The sequence below is a fragment of the Neorhizobium sp. P12A genome, assembly GCF_008365395.1.
Lineage (GTDB): Bacteria > Pseudomonadota > Alphaproteobacteria > Rhizobiales > Rhizobiaceae > Rhizobium.
This window is the reverse complement of record NZ_QOVX01000004.1, coordinates 201,740-218,580: the sequence shown is the minus strand read 5'-3', so window position 1 is coordinate 218,580 and position 16,841 is coordinate 201,740. Positions and strand designations below refer to the sequence as shown.

The following is a 16,841-nucleotide window of genomic DNA, read 5'->3' as shown; positions in this document are numbered from 1 at the left end:
GCAGTTACTCCTTTTCGCCGAAATAGCGGAACAGAGTCTGCTTCCATTTTTCGTCATGGATGGCCTGAAGGATCGCGACGTCGATCGTGCGGCGGTAGTTGCTGTTCAGCGGCATCGCCATGGCATAGCTCTGAGGCTCGAAGACGCCGTCGAGCACACGCACGCTGCCTGAAAACTGCTGCTCCACCGTCCAGGCGAGCAGCGGCTTGTCATAGACGAAGGCGTCGAGCGCTCCTGATGTCAGCGCTCTCAGCCCATCCCGCACGGTGTTGAAATCGCGATGCTTGATGCGCTCCGCGTCAAGAAACCCTGTTGTCGCCGATCCCGCCAGCGCGCCAACCCGTACGGTCGGCAAATCTTCGACGCCGTTGACAAGCCCCCGGATCTGCCGTGTCGTCAGGGCCGAGGTAACGCTGGCGGTGAAAACAGCGATGGTGATGATGGACACGACCATCCAGATAATCGCAAGCGCCCGCCCGGCGATCGTCACCGGAGCCCGATGGCCGGTGCTTGCCTGGGTCATCGCTTCGGCCGACCACCAGATGCTCGCGCCCAGACCCTTGGCTGCAGTCCCGCCAAAATGTTCATTGTGACGACGCTCGAAGAGCCAGATCAGCGCGCCCACCAGAAGCGAAATGCCGATCAATGCGCCGGCCGCCTGCAGAAACCCGAAAGACGTCATCGTGCGGATGATCTCATGCCACACGGAAACGCTATCTGCCGGGACGGCGATGCCGAGACCCGTGTCGTAGAAGGGCTGCGAGAAATCGACCATTCGCGCACGCTCGGCCGTCACGGTGATTGCCGCGACCGACAGGTCGTAGTCTCCACGCGTGGTTGCCTCGACGAGGCTCTGTACGGTGGGTTCCTCTACGAGCCTGAACTTGACGCCGAGTGTTTGGGCAACCTGCGTCCAGAGATCGATGGAAATGCCGGTCCACGTTCCGTCGGGACCTTTCATCGCAAAGGGAGGAGCCTGTTTGGTGCCGATGACGAGTTCGCGATTTGGGAAGTTTTCCGCGCCTCCGGGATCTGATGGCGTCTTTCCTTGACCGAGGGCCGGCGTCGCGAGCGCGATTGCGACGAGAAAGAATGGCAGGAGGGCCGGGCACGACAGCAATGGCCGCCGACGCCCGCTCATTTGGCGCCCGCGACCTTCGTTGACATGATAGTCGACGGCCACGCCGAGACGACCGGAAAGACAGGTTGCCTGTCAGAAGTTATATGAGCGGATAGAGGGGAGAAGCTGATAAATCCGATTGCCGGTAGAGCGGAGCATATCGTTTTCACAACACGTCTTCCTTGTGGTTACGATTAACTCTACTCCGCGTATGTCCATGTCGCAACTCGGCAGTGCATCGTGCTGTCGACACGGCAATTCGGGTTTCAGGGTTTGGCGCGCCCCCTGCCCCTTGGATGTGTCCGAGAGCATTCACTATATGATACCCGAAAGACGGCCCGGTTCCGCCATATGCTCGCCACTTGACGATTGCATCACGATGGCAAGGATAGAATTGGCAGGCGGACCGGGATCGGTCGGCCAAGGGATCGGACAGCATGGGTAGAGTACCATCAGCATTCAGCTGGGTTTTCATTGCGGTCTTCATCGCGGCAACGGGGTTTGCCTATAATTTCATATTCGCAGGACCGGCTCATCCTGCCATCGCCGTCGTATACGCCCTCTTCTGCGGCATGCCGCTGGTCGCCTTCGAGCGCGGCGCCATTCTGCCGCGCCTTTACCACTGGATGCACCGGCTGCCGACGCCGGTCTACGTCATCGTCGCCCTCGTTCTGGATTTCATCCTGATCAGTGTCGGCTTTGCCGCTGCCGGAACGGTTTTGAAATCCGTCGGGCTGATGTCAGCGACCTGGTCGGAGGTTACGATGTTGCCCGCAAGGGTGCTCATCTACGCGCTGACGATGACTGCCATTCTCATTCTGGTGCTCAGGGTCCGCGAGCTTCTCGGCCGCGATATTTTCCTCAGCCTGCTGACGGCCCGTTATCGCAAGCCGGTTGCGGAGGAGCGCGTTTTCCTTTTCGTCGATCTCGTCGGATCGACATCCTTCGCGGAGGAATTCGGGGATATCAGGGCACAGCAATATCTGGCATCGCTGTTTTCGGATTTTGCAAGATCGGTTCGGCGCCACAAAGGCGCCATCGACGACTATGTCGGCGACGCGGCTATCATTACCTGGCCAATGGCACGCGGCGTAAAGGACGCCCGCTGCGTCCGCTGCATCTTCGACATATTTGACGATATCAAAACACATGAGGCCATGTGGCTTCAGACATACGGGCGCGTGCCGCAGCTTCGCGCCTCGCTGCATGGCGGCCCGATCATCACCGCGGAAATCGGCGTCGACCACCACAAGATCACCTATTTCGGCGACACGGTGAACACCGCAGCGCGGCTCGAGAGCCTTTGCAAGGTGCTGGACAAGCGCATCCTGATGTCGACAGATCTTGCCCGGCGGATGACGCTTCCCGGCAACGTGCTTGCCGAGGACTTGGGCGAACATGCCGTCAAAGGCCGGGACCAGACCGTTGGCGTAGTGGCGTTGCGAGGTCTCGGCGAAGAGACCAGTGTCGCTCCCCTTGGCCGAAACGAGCGTTTCCGCTCATCGGTCAGAACCGCCCCAGCCTGAGGTTGATCGACGCTTCGTAGGCCTTACCAACAGTCACTCAAGCTTCACCTAAGCGTTAATCGGCCGACACTACTCGCCTGTTAAGCGAGGAACGTTCATCATTCCTCATACACAGGTGACACGATGTCCAAATTCCTTTTTGCCTCCACGGCGCTCTTCATGCTGATTGCTGCTTCGGCCTCCGCCGAAGAGAAAGCCTTTCCCGCGACATTGACCTCGCAGGCCATCCTGCCGGCCAACACGATCGTTCCCGCACCGGCAGATGCGCCGGAATTCCTCAAGACCTCGGGCAAGTTCACGACACCGGACCGCAAGCGTACCGAAGCCCTCGGCACGATTCCCGGCATGGACGGCAATCGGCCGACCGGCCTTTCCCTGCCCTTCGCCGGCCAGGCCGTCCAAGGTTTTTCCGGCATCAAGACCATGCCTGACGGCACGTTCTGGACGCTGACGGACAACGGTTTCGGCTCCAAGGCCAACTCCAGCGACTCCGCGCTCTTCCTGCACAACATCAAGTTCGATTGGGACAAGGGCACGGTCGAGATCGTCAAGAACGTCTTCCTGTCGGATCCGAACAAGAAGGCTCCCTTCCCGATCGTTCTCGAAGGCGCCGAGAAGCGTTATCTGACCGGTGCCGATTTCGACATCGAATCCATCCAGCCGGTCGCCGACGGTTTCTGGATCGGCGACGAATTCGGACCCTACCTCCTGAAGGTCGATAGCGAAGGCCATCTGACCGACGTCATTTCGACCACGGTCGACAGCAAGCCCGTCATGTCGCCCGACAATGCCATCCTCAGCCTGCCCGGCAGCCCCACCGGCAAGATGCCTGCCTTCAACCTGCGTCGTTCCGGCGGCTTCGAAGGCCTTGCCATGTCCAAGGACCGTAAAAAGCTCTACGGCCTGCTCGAAGGCGCGCTCGTCAAGGACGACGGCACGCTGGAACAGGCTGACGGCCACACCGCGCTGCGCATCATCGAATTCGATATCGCCTCCAAGGCCTGGACCGGCCGCACCTGGTTCTACCCCTTCAGCGATCTCGGCGAATCCATCGGCGATTTCAACATGATGGACGACACGACCGCCCTCGTCATCGAGCGCGACAATGGCGAAGGCACCGCCGACAAGGCCTGCCCGGATCCGAAGAACCCGAAGCCGGATTGCTTTGCGACGCCTGCCAAGCACAAGAAGATCTACAAGATCGAAATGACCGACGCCAATGTCGGCAAGGCAGTGCGCAAGATCGGCTATATCGACCTGATGCACATCAGCGATCCTGACCACAAGCGTCGCCAGGGCGGCGGCGAAGGCTTCTACGACATGCCTTTCGTGACTATCGAGAATGTCGACCGCATCGACGCGACCCACATCATCGTCGGCAACGACAACAACCTGCCCTATTCCGCAGGCCGTGCCCTCGACAAGGCTGACGACAACGAGTTCAGCATCCTCGAAGTCGGTGAATTCCTGAACGCGAAGTAGGTCCCATAAGCGGAGGCGCCATTCTGCAGTTATTGCGGAACGGCGCCTCCGGCGTGATCCCGACCTGAAGACCATCATAGAATGCAGGCGCTTTCGGAAGCATTCAGTCACCTGTCAGGAGAAACAACTATCTCCGACCCGGGCTGAAGCTGGCAGAAAGGCCGATTAAATGATGAAATTATCGCATTATGTTCTGGCTACATTCACCATTCTTTCCCTCGCCGCACCAACGTGGGCGGCCGGCACCATCAAGGTGATGGAGGGAGGCGAAGGCGGCGGACCGATGACGCTGACGCTCGATCAGTCGACCGTCAAAGCCGGGGATACGATATTTCTCGTCCACAACGACGCTATGACTGAAAATCATGAGATGGTTCTTGTGAAGCTGAAGTCTTCCGACCAAAACATCCCGTTCATCAATACCAAGCATCGCGTCGACGAGAAGCAGTTGAAGAGCATCGGCGAGGTTTCTGATTTGAAGCCGGGCGCAGATGGCCAAATGAAGGCCAAGCTTGTGCCTGGTTCATATCTCCTGCTCTGCAACATCAAAGGCCATTACGAGGCCGGCATGCACGCGAAGCTGACGGTTACGGAATAGCGAGACCACTCAGGCCAGGGCTCGCGATCCAATGCGAGCCCTGGATCAACGGCGGCGGACTACTCGACCCGTCGAACGCAAATGCCGCTGTCGATCGGCATCAATCAGATCATAGGAGCCATCACTTTGGAATCCTTCTCCATCCCGCAGCGTATTCTGCACTGGCTCACAGCCGCGCTCGTCCTGTTCAATCTGTTGCTGCCAGATGGCATGAACGAATGGAAGCGCGCCATCAGGCACACAGGCACGGCAACGGCCGATCAGGTCGCAGGCGCCAATATTCATGCCTATGTCGGCATCGGAATCCTGCTTCTGGTGATTGTCCGTCTTCTGCTTCGCCACAAATCGGGCGTGCCGGACGCCCCGGCAGAAGAGCCGGCGATCTTTACCTTCGCCTCAAAGCTTGCCCACGCCATCCTCTATCTGCTGCTGATCGCCATGCCGCTGACGGGCATGGCGGCCTACTATCTCGGCTATAACAGCGCCGGCAATATTCATGCCGATGTCCTGAAGGTCATTCTTTGGGCGGTCATCGGTACCCATGTTCTCGGCGCATTGGTCCACCAGTTCTACTGGAAGACCAACGTCTTGCGTCGCATGACGATCGGTTGAAGCGGGCGGCGTCCCGTCAGGCGTCCGACATGGCCGAGAACGAGCCTTCTTCCTCCGGCTGCTGGAACTTGAAGGTGAGCCGGCGGTTGGTGAGCTTGGCGAGTTGCTGCAGGCGGCCCTCGATGCGCTCTCCGGCGAAATCGTGATATTCCGGCGGCACGACGAATTCGAGGTCGATATCCGGGTTCGCCGAACGCTGGAAGGTCAGGTTGCGGACGACGCCGGGCATCGAGGCGGAGAACAGGTAAACGACCCGCAGGAGCCCGCCAAGCAGCTTGGCCCGCTCGATCAACTGCGGAGTTGCGATCGTCGCTAGCGGTCCGGTGGCGCTGTCATCGCTCAGTCCCTCGAAGCGATAGTAGTTCGCAAGCGCAATGAAGGCGCGGCCGGCATGGGTGATGCCAACGAAGGACGTATGGGCGATGATATTCAGCGCCTGCAGCCCGCGGTAGTCAGGATGCGCGCGCCAGCTGATATCTGCCAGAAGGCACGCGGCCTGACGATAACGGCTTTCCTCTTCGGTTTCGGTGATGCCGAAGAAGGGCATCATCCGGCCGGTCCAATCCGCCAGCTCTCTCGCATGCTCCGGCGAGCGGGCGCGCAATATAGCAAGCTCGGCGGCTGCGGACAGAAGCGGATCACTGGCGCGTTCTGCCTCGCTCAAGAGCGAATAGAGATAGCCTTCGCGCACGCCTTGCGCCGAGAAGGAGACTACTGACGGCTTCATGGCCGTCAGCACTTCCCTCATTGCGACGGCGCCGAAGGGAAGCAGCGCACGCCGGTGCTTCGAGACCGACTGGAAGGCCGGCTCCTTGCTGTCCTTTGCCTGCTCGACCAGTTCGAGAAAGCGCAGCATCTCGTCGAGCGGCACTTCGTAGCCCTGCATCATGTGCAGCGGGTACTTGCGGATTTCCATGTGCAGCTTGGCGATGTTTCGCCATGTGCCGCCCACGGCGTAGAAAGTCCGGCCCTCGCCCTTTGCCAGCAGTTTTGCGGTCTTGACGTGCTTGCGGGCAAAACTGTGAGCCTTGCTGATGGAACCGCCGGCATATTCCGACAGCCGCAAACCGCCGAGCGGCAGGGTGATACCCTGGCCGATCTGCTTTCCCTTGATGTCGATGAGTTCCAGGGATCCGCCGCCCAGGTCGCCGGCGATGCCGTCGGCATTGAAAAAGCCGCTGACAATGCCGAGCGCGGAGAACAGGGCTTCCTCTTCGCCCGACAGAACACGAACCTTGCGTTGAAGGATCGTTTCGGCCTTGTGGATGAAGTCCGGCCCATTGCTCGCCTCGCGGGCAGCGGCTGTCGCCAGCACGTACATGGTGGCAGACCGCGCCTGGTCGGAGAGCGCCTTGAAGCGATGCAGGGCGCCGAGCGCGCGTGCGACGCTGTCCTCGTCCATCTTGCCCGTCAGCGCGATCCCCTTGCCGAGACCACACAGGACCTTTTCGTTGAACAGGATCGTCGGCGAGCGCGAATGGCCCTCGTAAACAACGAGACGGACAGAGTTCGAGCCGATGTCGACGACGGAGACAGGGGCGACACCGGGAAGACGCCCCTGGGCTTCGGATTCAACCATGCAGTTCCAGTTTTATAGCTTGCGGCCTGAAAGCAGGCCGGCGATGAGTTTCGGCGCGCTGGATTTCAAGGCCTCGCCGCGCCCCGAAAGGCTCGGATTGGTCATGAAATACTGCTGCGCGTTGAACGGTTCCTCTCCCTTGCGCACCTCCATGCGCCTGGATGTACCGTCGGGCAATATCTCGTAGCTTTGCTGGTTGTCAATGATGTTGCCGAGCATGATCTGGGACAAAACCTGCTCATGCACAGTCGGATTCGTCAGCGGAACGAGCGTTTCGACGCGCCGATCGAGGTTTCGAGGCATCATATCGGCCGAGCCGATATAGACCAGCGCCTTGTCGGACGGCAGGCCGTAACCATTGCCGAAGCAGAAGATGCGGCTGTGTTCGAGGAAGCGTCCGATGATCGATTTGACGCGGATATGCTCCGACAGGCCAGGCACTTGCGGGCGCAGGCAGCAGATGCCGCGCACGACAAGATCGATCTCGACGCCGGCCTGGCTGGCGCGATAGAGCGCGTCGATGATATCCGGGTCGACCAGCGAATTCATCTTCATCCAGATCGCGGCCGGCGCACCGTTCCCGGCGTGCTCGATTTCCTGCTCGATGTGCTTCAGGATGCGCGCGCGCAGCGTATAGGGCGAAACGGCGATCTTCATGCCCTTCTCTTCCGGCTCGCCATAGCCGGTGATGAAGTTGAAGATATTCGCCATATCATGGGCGATCTTCGGATCGCAAGTGAAGTAGGACAGGTCGGTGTAGATCTTTGCCGTGACCGGATGGTAGTTGCCGGTACCTAGGTGGCAATAAGTTCGCAGCTTGCCCTCTTCGCGGCGCACGACCATCGACATCTTGGCGTGTGTCTTGAGCTCGATGAAGCCGAAGACGACCTGCACGCCGGCTCGCTCCAGATCCCGCGCCCAGCGGATGTTAGCTTCTTCGTCGAAGCGAGCCTTCAGCTCGACCAGCGCCGTCACCGATTTGCCGAGGTCGGCAGCGTCGATCAGGGCGCGCACGATCGGGCTGTCGTTGGAGGTGCGGTACAGGGTCTGCTTTATCGCCAGAACGTCAGGATCGCGCGCAGCTTGGAGCAAAAACTGAACCACCACGTCGAACGATTCATATGGATGATGGACGACCATATCCTTTTCGCGAATGGCGGCGAGGCAGTCGCCGGCGTGCTCGCGGACACGTTCGGGAAATCGCGCATTGTAGGGTTCGAAGCGCAGGTCGTCGCGCGGCGCCTTGGCGATTTCCGAGAGGGTGTTGAGTGCCAGGAGGCCAGGGAGAACGGCCACGCGATTATCCGGAACGCCGAGTGCGGCAACGACGAAATGGCGCAGCGAGGCCGGCATTTCGGAATCAGTTTCGATGCGGATGACAGAACCGCGGCGGCGGCGCTTCAGCGCGGTCTCGAAGAACCGAACGAGATCTTCAGCCTCTTCCTCGACTTCGATATCGCTGTCTCGGATGATGCGGAAAGTACCTGAACCCTTCACTTCATAGCCGGGATAGAGCCGGTGGATGAAGATGTTCACTACGTCTTCCAGCGTGATGTAGCGAATGACGTTGGTTGAATCAGGCAGGCGGATGAAACGGTCAAGCGCCGGCGGCAGGCGCAAGAGCGCCGTCATCGGCTCACGGCCGTTCATGCTGGTGAGCTGCAGGGCGATCGAGAAGCCGAGATTGGGGATGAAGGGGAACGGGTGCGCCGGGTCGATGGAGAGCGGCGTCAGCACCGGGAAGATCGCGGCGTCGAACTCGCCGGCCAGCCACTGGCGATCGGTCTCCGACAGCGCGGCCGGACGGACGATCAGGATGTCTTCCTTGGCAAGATATTGCTGCAGAACGGCCAGCGATGCCTGCTGCTCCATCTGCAGATTGTCGATCTCGCGGAGGATGTCGTCGAGCTGTTCGGCCGGCGTCTTGCCGTCGGGGCTGCGAACGACGATCTTCTGGCGGACCTGGCCTTCGAGGCCGGCGACGCGCACCATGAAGAATTCGTCGAGGTTGGCGGCCGATATCGATAGGAAACGGATGCGCTCCAGGAGCGGGTGCGCCGTGTTCAGCGTTTCCTCGAGCACGCGACGATTGAACTGCAGCCAGGAGAATTCCCGGTTGATGAAACGCTGCGGACTGTTGAAAAGCTCGCTGACCGAGGGCTGAACCTCTGGCGCCAGAGCATTGGAGTCCTGATGTTCCGCGACTGTCGAGTCCATATTTCACCCACCTCCATTAGCTTCTCAGCGACCTATTACAGTTTGACGACGGAACTGTGACAGTCAATCCGAGGAGCCGGAATTTCCCAATTCATTCAATACTTCAGCGGCCAGCAGCCGCGTAATTCTCGTGCCGCGCGCCAAGGCCAGCCGATCGAGCCGCTCGACGATGGTCTGCGCGGCATTCAGGGACCGTTCCATCCTGTTGACAATGTAAAGTACAAGTTTGTCATCGATGTAAAGCTGGCGATCCGCAAAGAGCTTGACGATGACCTGCGCCAGCAGGTCCTCGTCCGGTTCGCCGATCTCGACGACGGTCGCAGCCTTCAGCCGCGAACGGAGATCGGGCAATGTCACCGTCCACGACATCGGCCAGAGACGGCTGGTCATCATCAGGCTCGTACCATTCTCCCGCACGCTGTTGATGACGTGGAAAAGCTCGGTGTCGTCGAAACCCTGCCGGTCCACATCCTCGAAAATGACGGGACTGTTGGCGGCAACGACGGCAGCACCAGAGCCGGCGTTCGGACGAATGTCCAAAGCGCCGCTTCTTTGACGCCAGATGCTGGCCAGATGCGACTTTCCTGAGCCAACCGGGCCGGTCAGGATGACGACCGGCGACGGCCAACTGGGCCAGGAATCGACGATTGTCACAGCCGCACTCAGGGGATCGGAGATCAGCAGGTCGTCCCTGCCGCTCGCGGGATCGTGGGTAAAGGCCAGGGGAAGCTGCTCGGCGCCCTTCCACCTTGATCCAGCGCTCTTCGGATCGTTCATATTATTTAGTCTCGGGATTGCGAGCCTTCGTCCTCTGGACGGGCTCTTCGGGCGTGCGTCCGTGATAAAGGTCGCTTTCAAGGTAACGCGAAATGGCAAACCGGACAAGGACGCCACAGGCAGCCGCTGCCGGCACCGCCACCAGAAGGCCGACGAAACCAAAGAGCGCGCCGAAGGCAAAGAGGGCAAACATCAGCCAGACAGGATGCAGTCCGACGCTTTCGCCCACCAGCTTCGGCTGCAGCACGTTGCCTTCCAGGAACTGGCCGGTGAAGAAGACAACGAGCACGAGGCCGACCCAGAGATATTCCGGCCAGAACTGCACCAGCGCGACGCTCAACGCCAGAACGAGGCCGACCATCGAGCCGACATAGGGGATGAAGCTGATCATACCGGCGAAGAGGCCGATCAGCAGGCCGAAATTGAGACCGACAAGCGACAGGCCGACGCCATAGTAGACGCCGAGGATTATGCAGAGCGAACCTTGGCCGCGAATAAAGCCGGCGATCGCCTGATCGACTTCGCTGGCGATCTGACGGACGGTCGCCACATGGTCGCGCGGAATCCAGGCGTCTACTTTGGCAATCATGCGGTCCCAGTCGAGCAGCATATAAAAGGCAACGACAGGGGTCACGATCAACAGCGAGATGATGTTGACCAGCGCCTTGCCCGAACTCCAGATCTGCGCAAACAGGCCGGCAATGAAGCTGAGGCCCTCCGACATGAGATTTGAGAAATTGTCCTTCAACGCACCGGCCTGGCTGCGGATCCATGGCGGCAGGAAAGAAGTCTGCGCGTGTTCGACGAATTGCTGCAGCTGCCGCACATATTCGGGCACATGCTGCACGAAATCATTGAACTGGCTGACGATGATCGGAATGAAGATGGTGAGTGCCAGCGCGAAGATCAGGATAAAGGCGATCAGGATCACGACCGTTGCCATCATGCGGCTGAGACCGAGCTTTTGCAGGCGGTCCGCCACCGGATCGAGGAAATAGGCAACCGCCATGCCGGCGATGAAGGGCAGCAGGATCGAGCTGAAAAGATAGAGAAAAACGATAAAGGCGGCGAGCACCAGCAGCCAGAAGACAACCTGCTGCTTTAGGCCCGAACCGCTGACCTTATGTTCCATCATCTTCCCCGATTGCCGTTCAGCCGAGGTTAAGCACATAGGATGGCGCCTTTATTATGGTCAAGCGAGTTTACGCGCCGTCAGCTACAGGACTTGGGGGTGGTCAGCTACGTCGAATGGCCGAGTTGCTACCATGCTGATCGAGCGTAAGATTTGCTTTACCTGGGGGACCAGGTAGCCGCCGAGATTCCGCGACGCCGCACCTCCTGCCAAAGTCTCGGCGGCTCCCTCCCCATCCTCGAAAGCGGGCTATTTCTCTTGCTCAGTTGCCGCGCTGATCGTTCGATGCGCAGTTTGAAGTATTCGTCGAGAACGCACCGCAGAAGCCGCGCCATAAAAATTTGAACACCGGCGGCGGCTTTGGCGATTGAGTACGGCCCGATACCTCTTAAAGGTGACCAGGCTTCCCAAAAGTTTCCCTACCAAAGCCGTGGCCATCCGCAATGATGGGTCAGCCGCACTCTCGCGGCGCAGGGCTCGTTGCGCGTCCCCACGCAATCCGTTCAAGCCGCGGATAGGCGAGCCCTGTCATTCCTGTTTGAGCCAACAGCAGCCGGTCAAAGCCGGTGAGCCCGACATGAGAGGAATGTGCGAAGGGAACGGAAAGCCTTCTCCGTACCCTTCGCGGTGTCAGATCAAGGCCAAGTTCGGGAGATGGTCAGGCTGCAGCGCTGAACCGAACTTCGCCGTCGTTCAGGAAGCACGTCTTGTTGAACAAGGTCAGATCCACCGGGTTCGGCAACCGGACGTCGTCCATATCGGGGCATGGTTTTTTCGACGGATCATAGGAACGGTCGATCTGGGAAATGAAGACCATGATCAGTCCCCTCTCCCGAGCAAAGGATTTCAGCGCGCAAACCTGAACCATCAATTCAGGATTTTCGCGCCTCTGATCGAGCAGCTGTAGATAATCCACGGCGACCAGCATGCCGCGGGGCGCCAAGGCCAATTGCTCCATCATGTAGCCGGCGCTGACCGCATCGGAATCATCGAACAAGAAGCGATCGGCAAAACGCGCCGGGTCGACCCCGATCGCGTTGAATCGGCTGAGGACATCTCCCTTTGTGTAATCAAGGGAGAAGAAGGCGCTGCGGTGGCCGGCCTTCATGGCTTCCACCGCCAGTTCGAGGCTCAGCAGGGTTTTGCCGTGCCCCGGCCGGGCGCCGACCAGCACCAGATCGCCCGGCGCAAGCCGCGGAAACAGCTTGCCGGCCGGTGCTGTCTCCGATGCTTTCGAGACCAATAGGCTCCAGCCTGCGAATCCTTCCTTGGCCGCAATGCGCTCAAGCGCCTCATGCAGCGGGATTTTTTCGTCACGGGACAGGAGTTTTGCTTTTCGCTTCAAATGATAGATAGGCGCAGACAGTTTCATCCAGAAACCTCCTATTGCGAGCCATGATCGCAACCCCTCCTTATGCATTGTGCTCGAACAGTCGGTTTGGAGATCGACCAGCCCTGCATGAATGATACTTTCCCGGACGGAGGGGGGAGGCGTGGGCAGCGCCAGAATCAGATGATAGCTGAAACCAGGTTCGTGGAACATCCGCGCAACTGATGGAGTTGAAAAAATCGAGCTGGCTGGACACTCTCTTTTCAACCTGTCTTCCGCCCGGAACGCACGTTGACAAGCCGGCATGAATGGACGACGACCGCAAGCGGAAGGTTGGCCAGCGTCGCTTCAGGTTACCTCCGATCATAACGAGAGCCCCGCCCCTGGACATGCATATCCCTCCTGCCCACAACGCCGCCCGTCTACCTCTCCTCGCAGAGACCATGCGATGAGCACGACGGCCACGGACAGAATAATGCATGATATCGCCGCTGTCGGCGAACTGACGCGGTTGGCCGCCGAGCGCTATGACGGGGTCTACGTTTCTCTGCGCGCGGCGATGATGGAAGCGCTTTCGCGGGCCGCCGATCTCGGCGACGGCGCGCGTGCCGTCATGGACATGGCGGATGCCGCCGCCGGCGCCATCATGGAGCATTATCCCAACCAGCCCGCGCGTGCCTGTCGCGCCGGCTGCGATGCCTGCTGCCACCTCTATGTCATGATCCCGCCGGGCATTGCCGAGGCGATCGCCGCCTATCTGACGGAGCGGTTGGAGCCGGAAGCCCTTTTGAAGCTGCGGGGCGAATTGCAGAAAGCGGCGGATGCGGCAGCGGGTCTCGCCGATCCCTCGACACTTGTGCATCGCTGTCCGCTGCTCGGGTCTGATGGGCTCTGTACGATCTATGAAGTACGGCCGCTGACCTGCCGCGCCTTCACCTCGAAATCCGCAGCCGCGTGTCGCTCGATGGTCTTCGATCCCGAAAGCGCGGTGACGACGATCACGCAGAACCCGGCGCAATTCCGCGTTTATGTCGAGGCAACCAGCGCACTCCAACAGGCTGCGCGCCTGCGGGGCCTGTCTGCGCAACAGAAAGGTCTTTCGGCGGCACTGCTCGAGATTTTGCCTGACTGAGATATTTTCGAACTGCCGGGAACGGGGAAAATACGCCCCTTTTGCCCTCAATCCCTTGCATAACAGCCCCCATCGTGCAATTGCGACCCGCATGTGACGCCGGTACATTGGCGTCTGGCGGACATCGGAGATCAGCATGAGCCAGTCTGGAAAAAACGGCCTGACCTATAGCGACGCGGGCGTGGATATCGATGCCGGCAATCTGCTGGTGGAGAAGATCAAGCCTGCCGTGCGCTCGACGCGCCGGCCCGGTGCAGATGGCGAGATCGGCGGCTTCGGGGGGTTGTTCGACCTGAAGGCGGCGGGCTTCACCGATCCGGTCCTCGTTGCCGCCAATGACGGCGTCGGCACCAAGCTCAAGATCGCCATCGACGCGGATTATCACGACACTGTCGGCATCGACCTCGTCGCCATGTGCGTCAACGATCTCGTCGTCCAGGGCGCCGAACCGCTGTTCTTTCTCGACTATTTCGCAACCGGTAAGCTCGACCCTGATCAGGGCGCGGCTATCGTCTCCGGTATCGCCGCCGGCTGCCGCGAGGCAGGCTGCGCGCTGATCGGCGGCGAGACGGCCGAAATGCCGGGCATGTATTCGGATGGCGATTATGACCTTGCCGGTTTTGCGGTCGGTGCGGCCGAACGCGGCCAGTTGCTGCCGTCGGGCGATATCTCGGAAGGCGACGTTATTCTCGGCCTCTCCTCCTCGGGCGTTCATTCCAACGGCTTCTCGCTGGTGCGCAAGATCGTTGCGCTTTCGGGCCTTGCCTGGGACGCGCCTGCTCCCTTCGCCGAGGGCAAGACGCTCGGCGAAGCGTTGCTGACGCCGACCCGCATCTATGTGAAGCCGCTTCTCAAGGCGATCCGCGAGACCAAGGCGCTGAAGGCGCTCGCCCACATCACCGGCGGCGGTTTTCCGGAGAACATTCCGCGCGTGCTGCCGAGGCATCTGGCTGCCGAGATCGATCTCGCCGCCGTCAAGGTTCCCGCCGTCTTCTCATGGCTTGCCAGGATCGGCGGCGTCGAGGCGAAGGAAATGCTGCGCACCTTCAATTGCGGCATCGGCATGATCGTCGTCGTCGCCGCGGAGAACGTGGCTGCCGTCTCCTCGGCCCTGGAAGCGGAAGGCGAAACCGTGGTGACGCTCGGCCGCATGGTCGCCCGAGCCGAAGGTTCTGCGGGCACGATCTACAAGGGTACGCTCGCGCTATGAGCGGTTCCGGCGTCAGCGGGGCGCGCAAACGCGTCGTCGTCTTCATTTCCGGCGGCGGCTCCAACATGCTGGCGCTCGTCAAGGCAGCGCAGGCGGCCGACTACCCGGCCGAGATCGTCGGCGTCATTTCCGACAAGGCGGATGCGGGCGGGCTTGCGAAGGCAGAAGCACAAGGCATCAGGACCTTTGCTTTCGTGCGCAAGGATTTCGCCAGCAAGGATGCGCATGAGGCAGCGATCTTTGCATGCCTCGATGAATTGCAGCCGGATATCCTTTGCCTTGCCGGGTATATGCGTCTTCTGACCGGCGAGTTCATCCGCCGCTACGAGGGCCGGATCATCAATATCCACCCTTCCCTGCTGCCGCTCTTTCCCGGCCTGCATACGCATCAGCGCGCCATCGACGCCGGAATGCGTATCGCCGGTTGCACGGTTCATTTCGTGACCGAAGGCATGGATGAAGGCCCGGTTATCGGCCAGGCGGCTGTACCTGTCCTGTCGGGCGACAGCGCCGAGACGCTGGCAGGACGCGTGCTGACCGTTGAGCACCAGCTCTATCCGCAGGCGCTGCGCCTGTTGGCGGAGGGCAAGGTGCGGATGGAAGGTGGCAAGGCGGTGAGCGACGGTGCGGGCGCCGGCTCGGCCTCAACGCAGCAGGTTATTTCGCTGCCGGTTAGTGACTAAGCTGCTGGCTTAGAATGGATGACTTCGGGGCTATGTCGTGAGAACCCCTCATCCGCCCTTCGGGCACCTTCTCCCCAGGGGAGAAGACACTTGCGGCCTCAACATCGATCACATTGAACGTTTTTTGGTAGAGGTGCCGGCAGTGCGGCATATATCTTCTCCCCTTGGGGAGAAGTCCCCGGCAGGGGATGAGGGGTTCCAATAGCCAACCCCGTCACCAACACCCGCCTCAAGCAACCATCAAGCAGCCGCCAGAGCCTGTAGCGGATGCAGCGTGCCGTCGCTGTAAATCACCCGGCCGCCACGGAAGGTGGCGCGAATGCGATGGACGGCGCCGTGCTCGATTGCCACGAGATCGGCTTTCTGGCCGATGGCGATTTCGCCGCGGTCGGTCCAGCCTGCGGCGCGAGCGGCATTCTTGGTTGCCATGGCCACGGCGGCGGCGAGGCCGCCCTTGGCGACTTCGGCAAGCTTGAAGATGGCGGGGACGAAGGCTGCCGGGTGATAATCGGCAGCGATGATGCCGAGAACGCCGGCGCTGGCAGCATCCTGTGCGCTCAAATTGCCGGACATGGATTTGCCGCGTAGCGCATTCGGCGCGCCCATCAGTGTCCAGAGACCGCGACGGCAGGCTTCCTCGGCAGCGTCCATGCTCACGGGGAATTCGCTGATGGTCACGTTGAAGTCGTGCATTTCCGCGACCTTGGCGGCGCTATCATCATCATGCGAGGCCAGCGACAGCTTGTGCTTCAGCGACAGCGCGACGATCTCGCGAAGCTTGGCTTCGATCTCGGGATTGCTGCGCAGCGCGATGCGCTTGGCGAGGATTTCCTCGGCCTGCGCGCGCGAGATGGAACGGCGCTCGGACATGCTGAGCAGATAGGCCTCGATATTGTTGTACTGCCCCTGCCCCGGCGTGTGGTCGGTCAGCGAGACCATGTCGACTTGGCCGGCATCGATCAGTCGCTCCAGCGTGGGTGCAGCACCGACATTGGTGATCTCGTAGCGGGCGTGGACGCGGTGGTCGATCAGCAGCTGGCCGTGCAGGCGCTTGATGCCTTCGATGACGGCCGATGTGGTCTCAAGCGACCGAACGTGGCCGTAGACGCTTTCGGTCGCGAAGGAGACGGCGGCGAAGGCGGTCGTGACGCCCGATGCGGCGAGCTTCTTGTCCAACTCGTGGATGCCGAAATCGATTGGCATCGTCGCATTCGGCCTCGGCGCGATTTCGCGCTCGATCATGTCGCCGTGAAGGTCGACAAAGCCCGGCATCAGAAAGCGGTTGCCACCCTCGAAGGTCGCTGACGCTACCGGCTCGGGCCGGATCTCGGCAATGACGCCGTCCTCAACCCGCACGGATCCGTTTTCGATCACCTCATCGGGCAGGACGAGGGTAAAATTGCTGAGCCACATCGATTTTCTCCTGAAATCCATAGGGTCGCA

General features: G+C 60.5%; 14 protein-coding genes. 7 read left to right on the top strand and 7 right to left on the bottom strand.

The window, feature by feature from the left end:
• Positions 1–4 precede the first annotated feature (4 nt).
• Complete coding sequence (locus tag DTW90_RS15355) at positions 5–1,141, bottom strand: transporter substrate-binding domain-containing protein (RefSeq protein WP_149339403.1); 1,137 nt, start codon at positions 1,139–1,141, stop codon at positions 5–7.
• Positions 1,142–1,557: 416 nt separating this feature from the next.
• Here DTW90_RS15355 and DTW90_RS15350 point away from each other — a divergent pair, with 416 nt between their 5' ends.
• The 4 genes from DTW90_RS15350 to DTW90_RS15335 all read left to right on the top strand — a co-directional run bounded on the left by DTW90_RS15350 (position 1,558) and on the right by DTW90_RS15335 (position 5,338).
• Positions 1,558–2,646, top strand: coding sequence for an adenylate/guanylate cyclase domain-containing protein (locus DTW90_RS15350; protein ID WP_149339402.1), 1,089 nt, complete (start codon positions 1,558–1,560; stop codon positions 2,644–2,646).
• Between the two features lie 123 nt (positions 2,647–2,769).
• Complete coding sequence (locus DTW90_RS15345) at positions 2,770–4,128, top strand: esterase-like activity of phytase family protein (RefSeq protein ID WP_149339401.1); 1,359 nt, start codon at positions 2,770–2,772, stop codon at positions 4,126–4,128.
• A gap of 169 nt (positions 4,129–4,297) precedes the next feature.
• A complete protein-coding gene (locus tag DTW90_RS15340; RefSeq protein ID WP_149339399.1) occupies positions 4,298–4,726 on the top strand; it encodes a plastocyanin/azurin family copper-binding protein in 429 nt (142 codons plus the stop codon).
• A gap of 81 nt (positions 4,727–4,807) precedes the next feature.
• Complete coding sequence (locus tag DTW90_RS15335) at positions 4,808–5,338, top strand: cytochrome b/b6 domain-containing protein (protein WP_132517072.1); 531 nt, start codon at positions 4,808–4,810, stop codon at positions 5,336–5,338.
• Positions 5,339–5,354: 16 nt separating this feature from the next.
• Here DTW90_RS15335 and ppx read toward each other — a convergent pair whose 3' ends face one another.
• The 5 genes from ppx to DTW90_RS15310 all read right to left on the bottom strand — a co-directional run bounded on the left by ppx (position 5,355) and on the right by DTW90_RS15310 (position 12,415).
• Positions 5,355–6,917 carry an exopolyphosphatase gene (gene ppx, locus DTW90_RS15330; protein ID WP_149339398.1) on the bottom strand — a complete coding sequence of 521 codons (1,563 nt, stop codon included), beginning with the start codon at positions 6,915–6,917 and terminating at the stop codon, positions 5,355–5,357.
• 12 nt (positions 6,918–6,929) lie between these two features.
• The gene (locus DTW90_RS15325; RefSeq protein ID WP_132517076.1) at positions 6,930–9,134 is read right to left on the bottom strand and encodes an RNA degradosome polyphosphate kinase; all 2,205 of its coding nucleotides are present in this window, start codon (positions 9,132–9,134) and stop codon (positions 6,930–6,932) included.
• A 63-nt stretch (positions 9,135–9,197) separates the two neighbouring features.
• Entirely contained in the window at positions 9,198–9,911 is a 714-nt protein-coding gene (hdaA, locus tag DTW90_RS15320) for a DnaA regulatory inactivator HdaA (protein ID WP_149339397.1), read from the bottom strand.
• Position 9,912: 1 nt separating this feature from the next.
• The gene (locus DTW90_RS15315) at positions 9,913–11,043 is read right to left on the bottom strand and encodes an AI-2E family transporter (protein WP_149339395.1); all 1,131 of its coding nucleotides are present in this window, start codon (positions 11,041–11,043) and stop codon (positions 9,913–9,915) included.
• Between the two features lie 658 nt (positions 11,044–11,701).
• On the bottom strand, positions 11,702–12,415 hold the full coding sequence (locus DTW90_RS15310) for a DNA helicase (RefSeq protein ID WP_149339394.1): 714 nt from the start codon (positions 12,413–12,415) through the stop codon (positions 11,702–11,704).
• A gap of 433 nt (positions 12,416–12,848) precedes the next feature.
• Between DTW90_RS15310 and DTW90_RS15305 the strand changes: the two genes are divergently transcribed.
• The 3 genes from DTW90_RS15305 (at position 12,849) to purN (ending at position 15,398) form a co-directional block, all read left to right on the top strand.
• Positions 12,849–13,505 carry a YkgJ family cysteine cluster protein gene (locus DTW90_RS15305; RefSeq protein ID WP_210251411.1) on the top strand — a complete coding sequence of 219 codons (657 nt, stop codon included), beginning with the start codon at positions 12,849–12,851 and terminating at the stop codon, positions 13,503–13,505.
• A gap of 136 nt (positions 13,506–13,641) precedes the next feature.
• Complete coding sequence (purM, locus tag DTW90_RS15300) at positions 13,642–14,715, top strand: phosphoribosylformylglycinamidine cyclo-ligase (protein WP_149339392.1); 1,074 nt, start codon at positions 13,642–13,644, stop codon at positions 14,713–14,715.
• Positions 14,712–15,398: a phosphoribosylglycinamide formyltransferase gene (gene purN, locus DTW90_RS15295; protein WP_149339390.1), complete on the top strand. Its 687-nt coding sequence runs from the start codon at positions 14,712–14,714 to the stop codon at positions 15,396–15,398. Before purM ends, purN begins: the two co-directional genes overlap by 4 nt.
• 240 nt (positions 15,399–15,638) lie before the next feature.
• Here the strand turns inward: purN and DTW90_RS15290 are convergent, their stop codons facing one another.
• A complete protein-coding gene (locus DTW90_RS15290; protein ID WP_149339389.1) occupies positions 15,639–16,811 on the bottom strand; it encodes an alpha-D-ribose 1-methylphosphonate 5-triphosphate diphosphatase in 1,173 nt (390 codons plus the stop codon).
• Positions 16,812–16,841 lie beyond the last annotated feature (30 nt).

Coding starts and splice junctions, on each gene's coding strand:
- DTW90_RS15355 (WP_149339403.1), bottom strand. CDS start 1,141: ATGAGCGGGCGTCGGCGGCCATTGCTGTCGTGCCCGGCCCTCCTGCCA.
- DTW90_RS15350 (WP_149339402.1), top strand. CDS start 1,558: ATGGGTAGAGTACCATCAGCATTCAGCTGGGTTTTCATTGCGGTCTTC.
- DTW90_RS15345 (WP_149339401.1), top strand. CDS start 2,770: ATGTCCAAATTCCTTTTTGCCTCCACGGCGCTCTTCATGCTGATTGCT.
- DTW90_RS15340 (WP_149339399.1), top strand. CDS start 4,298: ATGATGAAATTATCGCATTATGTTCTGGCTACATTCACCATTCTTTCC.
- DTW90_RS15335 (WP_132517072.1), top strand. CDS start 4,808: ATGCCGCTGTCGATCGGCATCAATCAGATCATAGGAGCCATCACTTTG.
- ppx (WP_149339398.1), bottom strand. CDS start 6,917: ATGGTTGAATCCGAAGCCCAGGGGCGTCTTCCCGGTGTCGCCCCTGTC.
- DTW90_RS15325 (WP_132517076.1), bottom strand. CDS start 9,134: ATGGACTCGACAGTCGCGGAACATCAGGACTCCAATGCTCTGGCGCCA.
- hdaA (WP_149339397.1), bottom strand. CDS start 9,911: ATGAACGATCCGAAGAGCGCTGGATCAAGGTGGAAGGGCGCCGAGCAG.
- DTW90_RS15315 (WP_149339395.1), bottom strand. CDS start 11,043: ATGGAACATAAGGTCAGCGGTTCGGGCCTAAAGCAGCAGGTTGTCTTC.
- DTW90_RS15310 (WP_149339394.1), bottom strand. CDS start 12,415: ATGAAACTGTCTGCGCCTATCTATCATTTGAAGCGAAAAGCAAAACTC.
- DTW90_RS15305 (WP_210251411.1), top strand. CDS start 12,849: ATGCATGATATCGCCGCTGTCGGCGAACTGACGCGGTTGGCCGCCGAG.
- purM (WP_149339392.1), top strand. CDS start 13,642: ATGAGCCAGTCTGGAAAAAACGGCCTGACCTATAGCGACGCGGGCGTG.
- purN (WP_149339390.1), top strand. CDS start 14,712: ATGAGCGGTTCCGGCGTCAGCGGGGCGCGCAAACGCGTCGTCGTCTTC.
- DTW90_RS15290 (WP_149339389.1), bottom strand. CDS start 16,811: ATGTGGCTCAGCAATTTTACCCTCGTCCTGCCCGATGAGGTGATCGAA.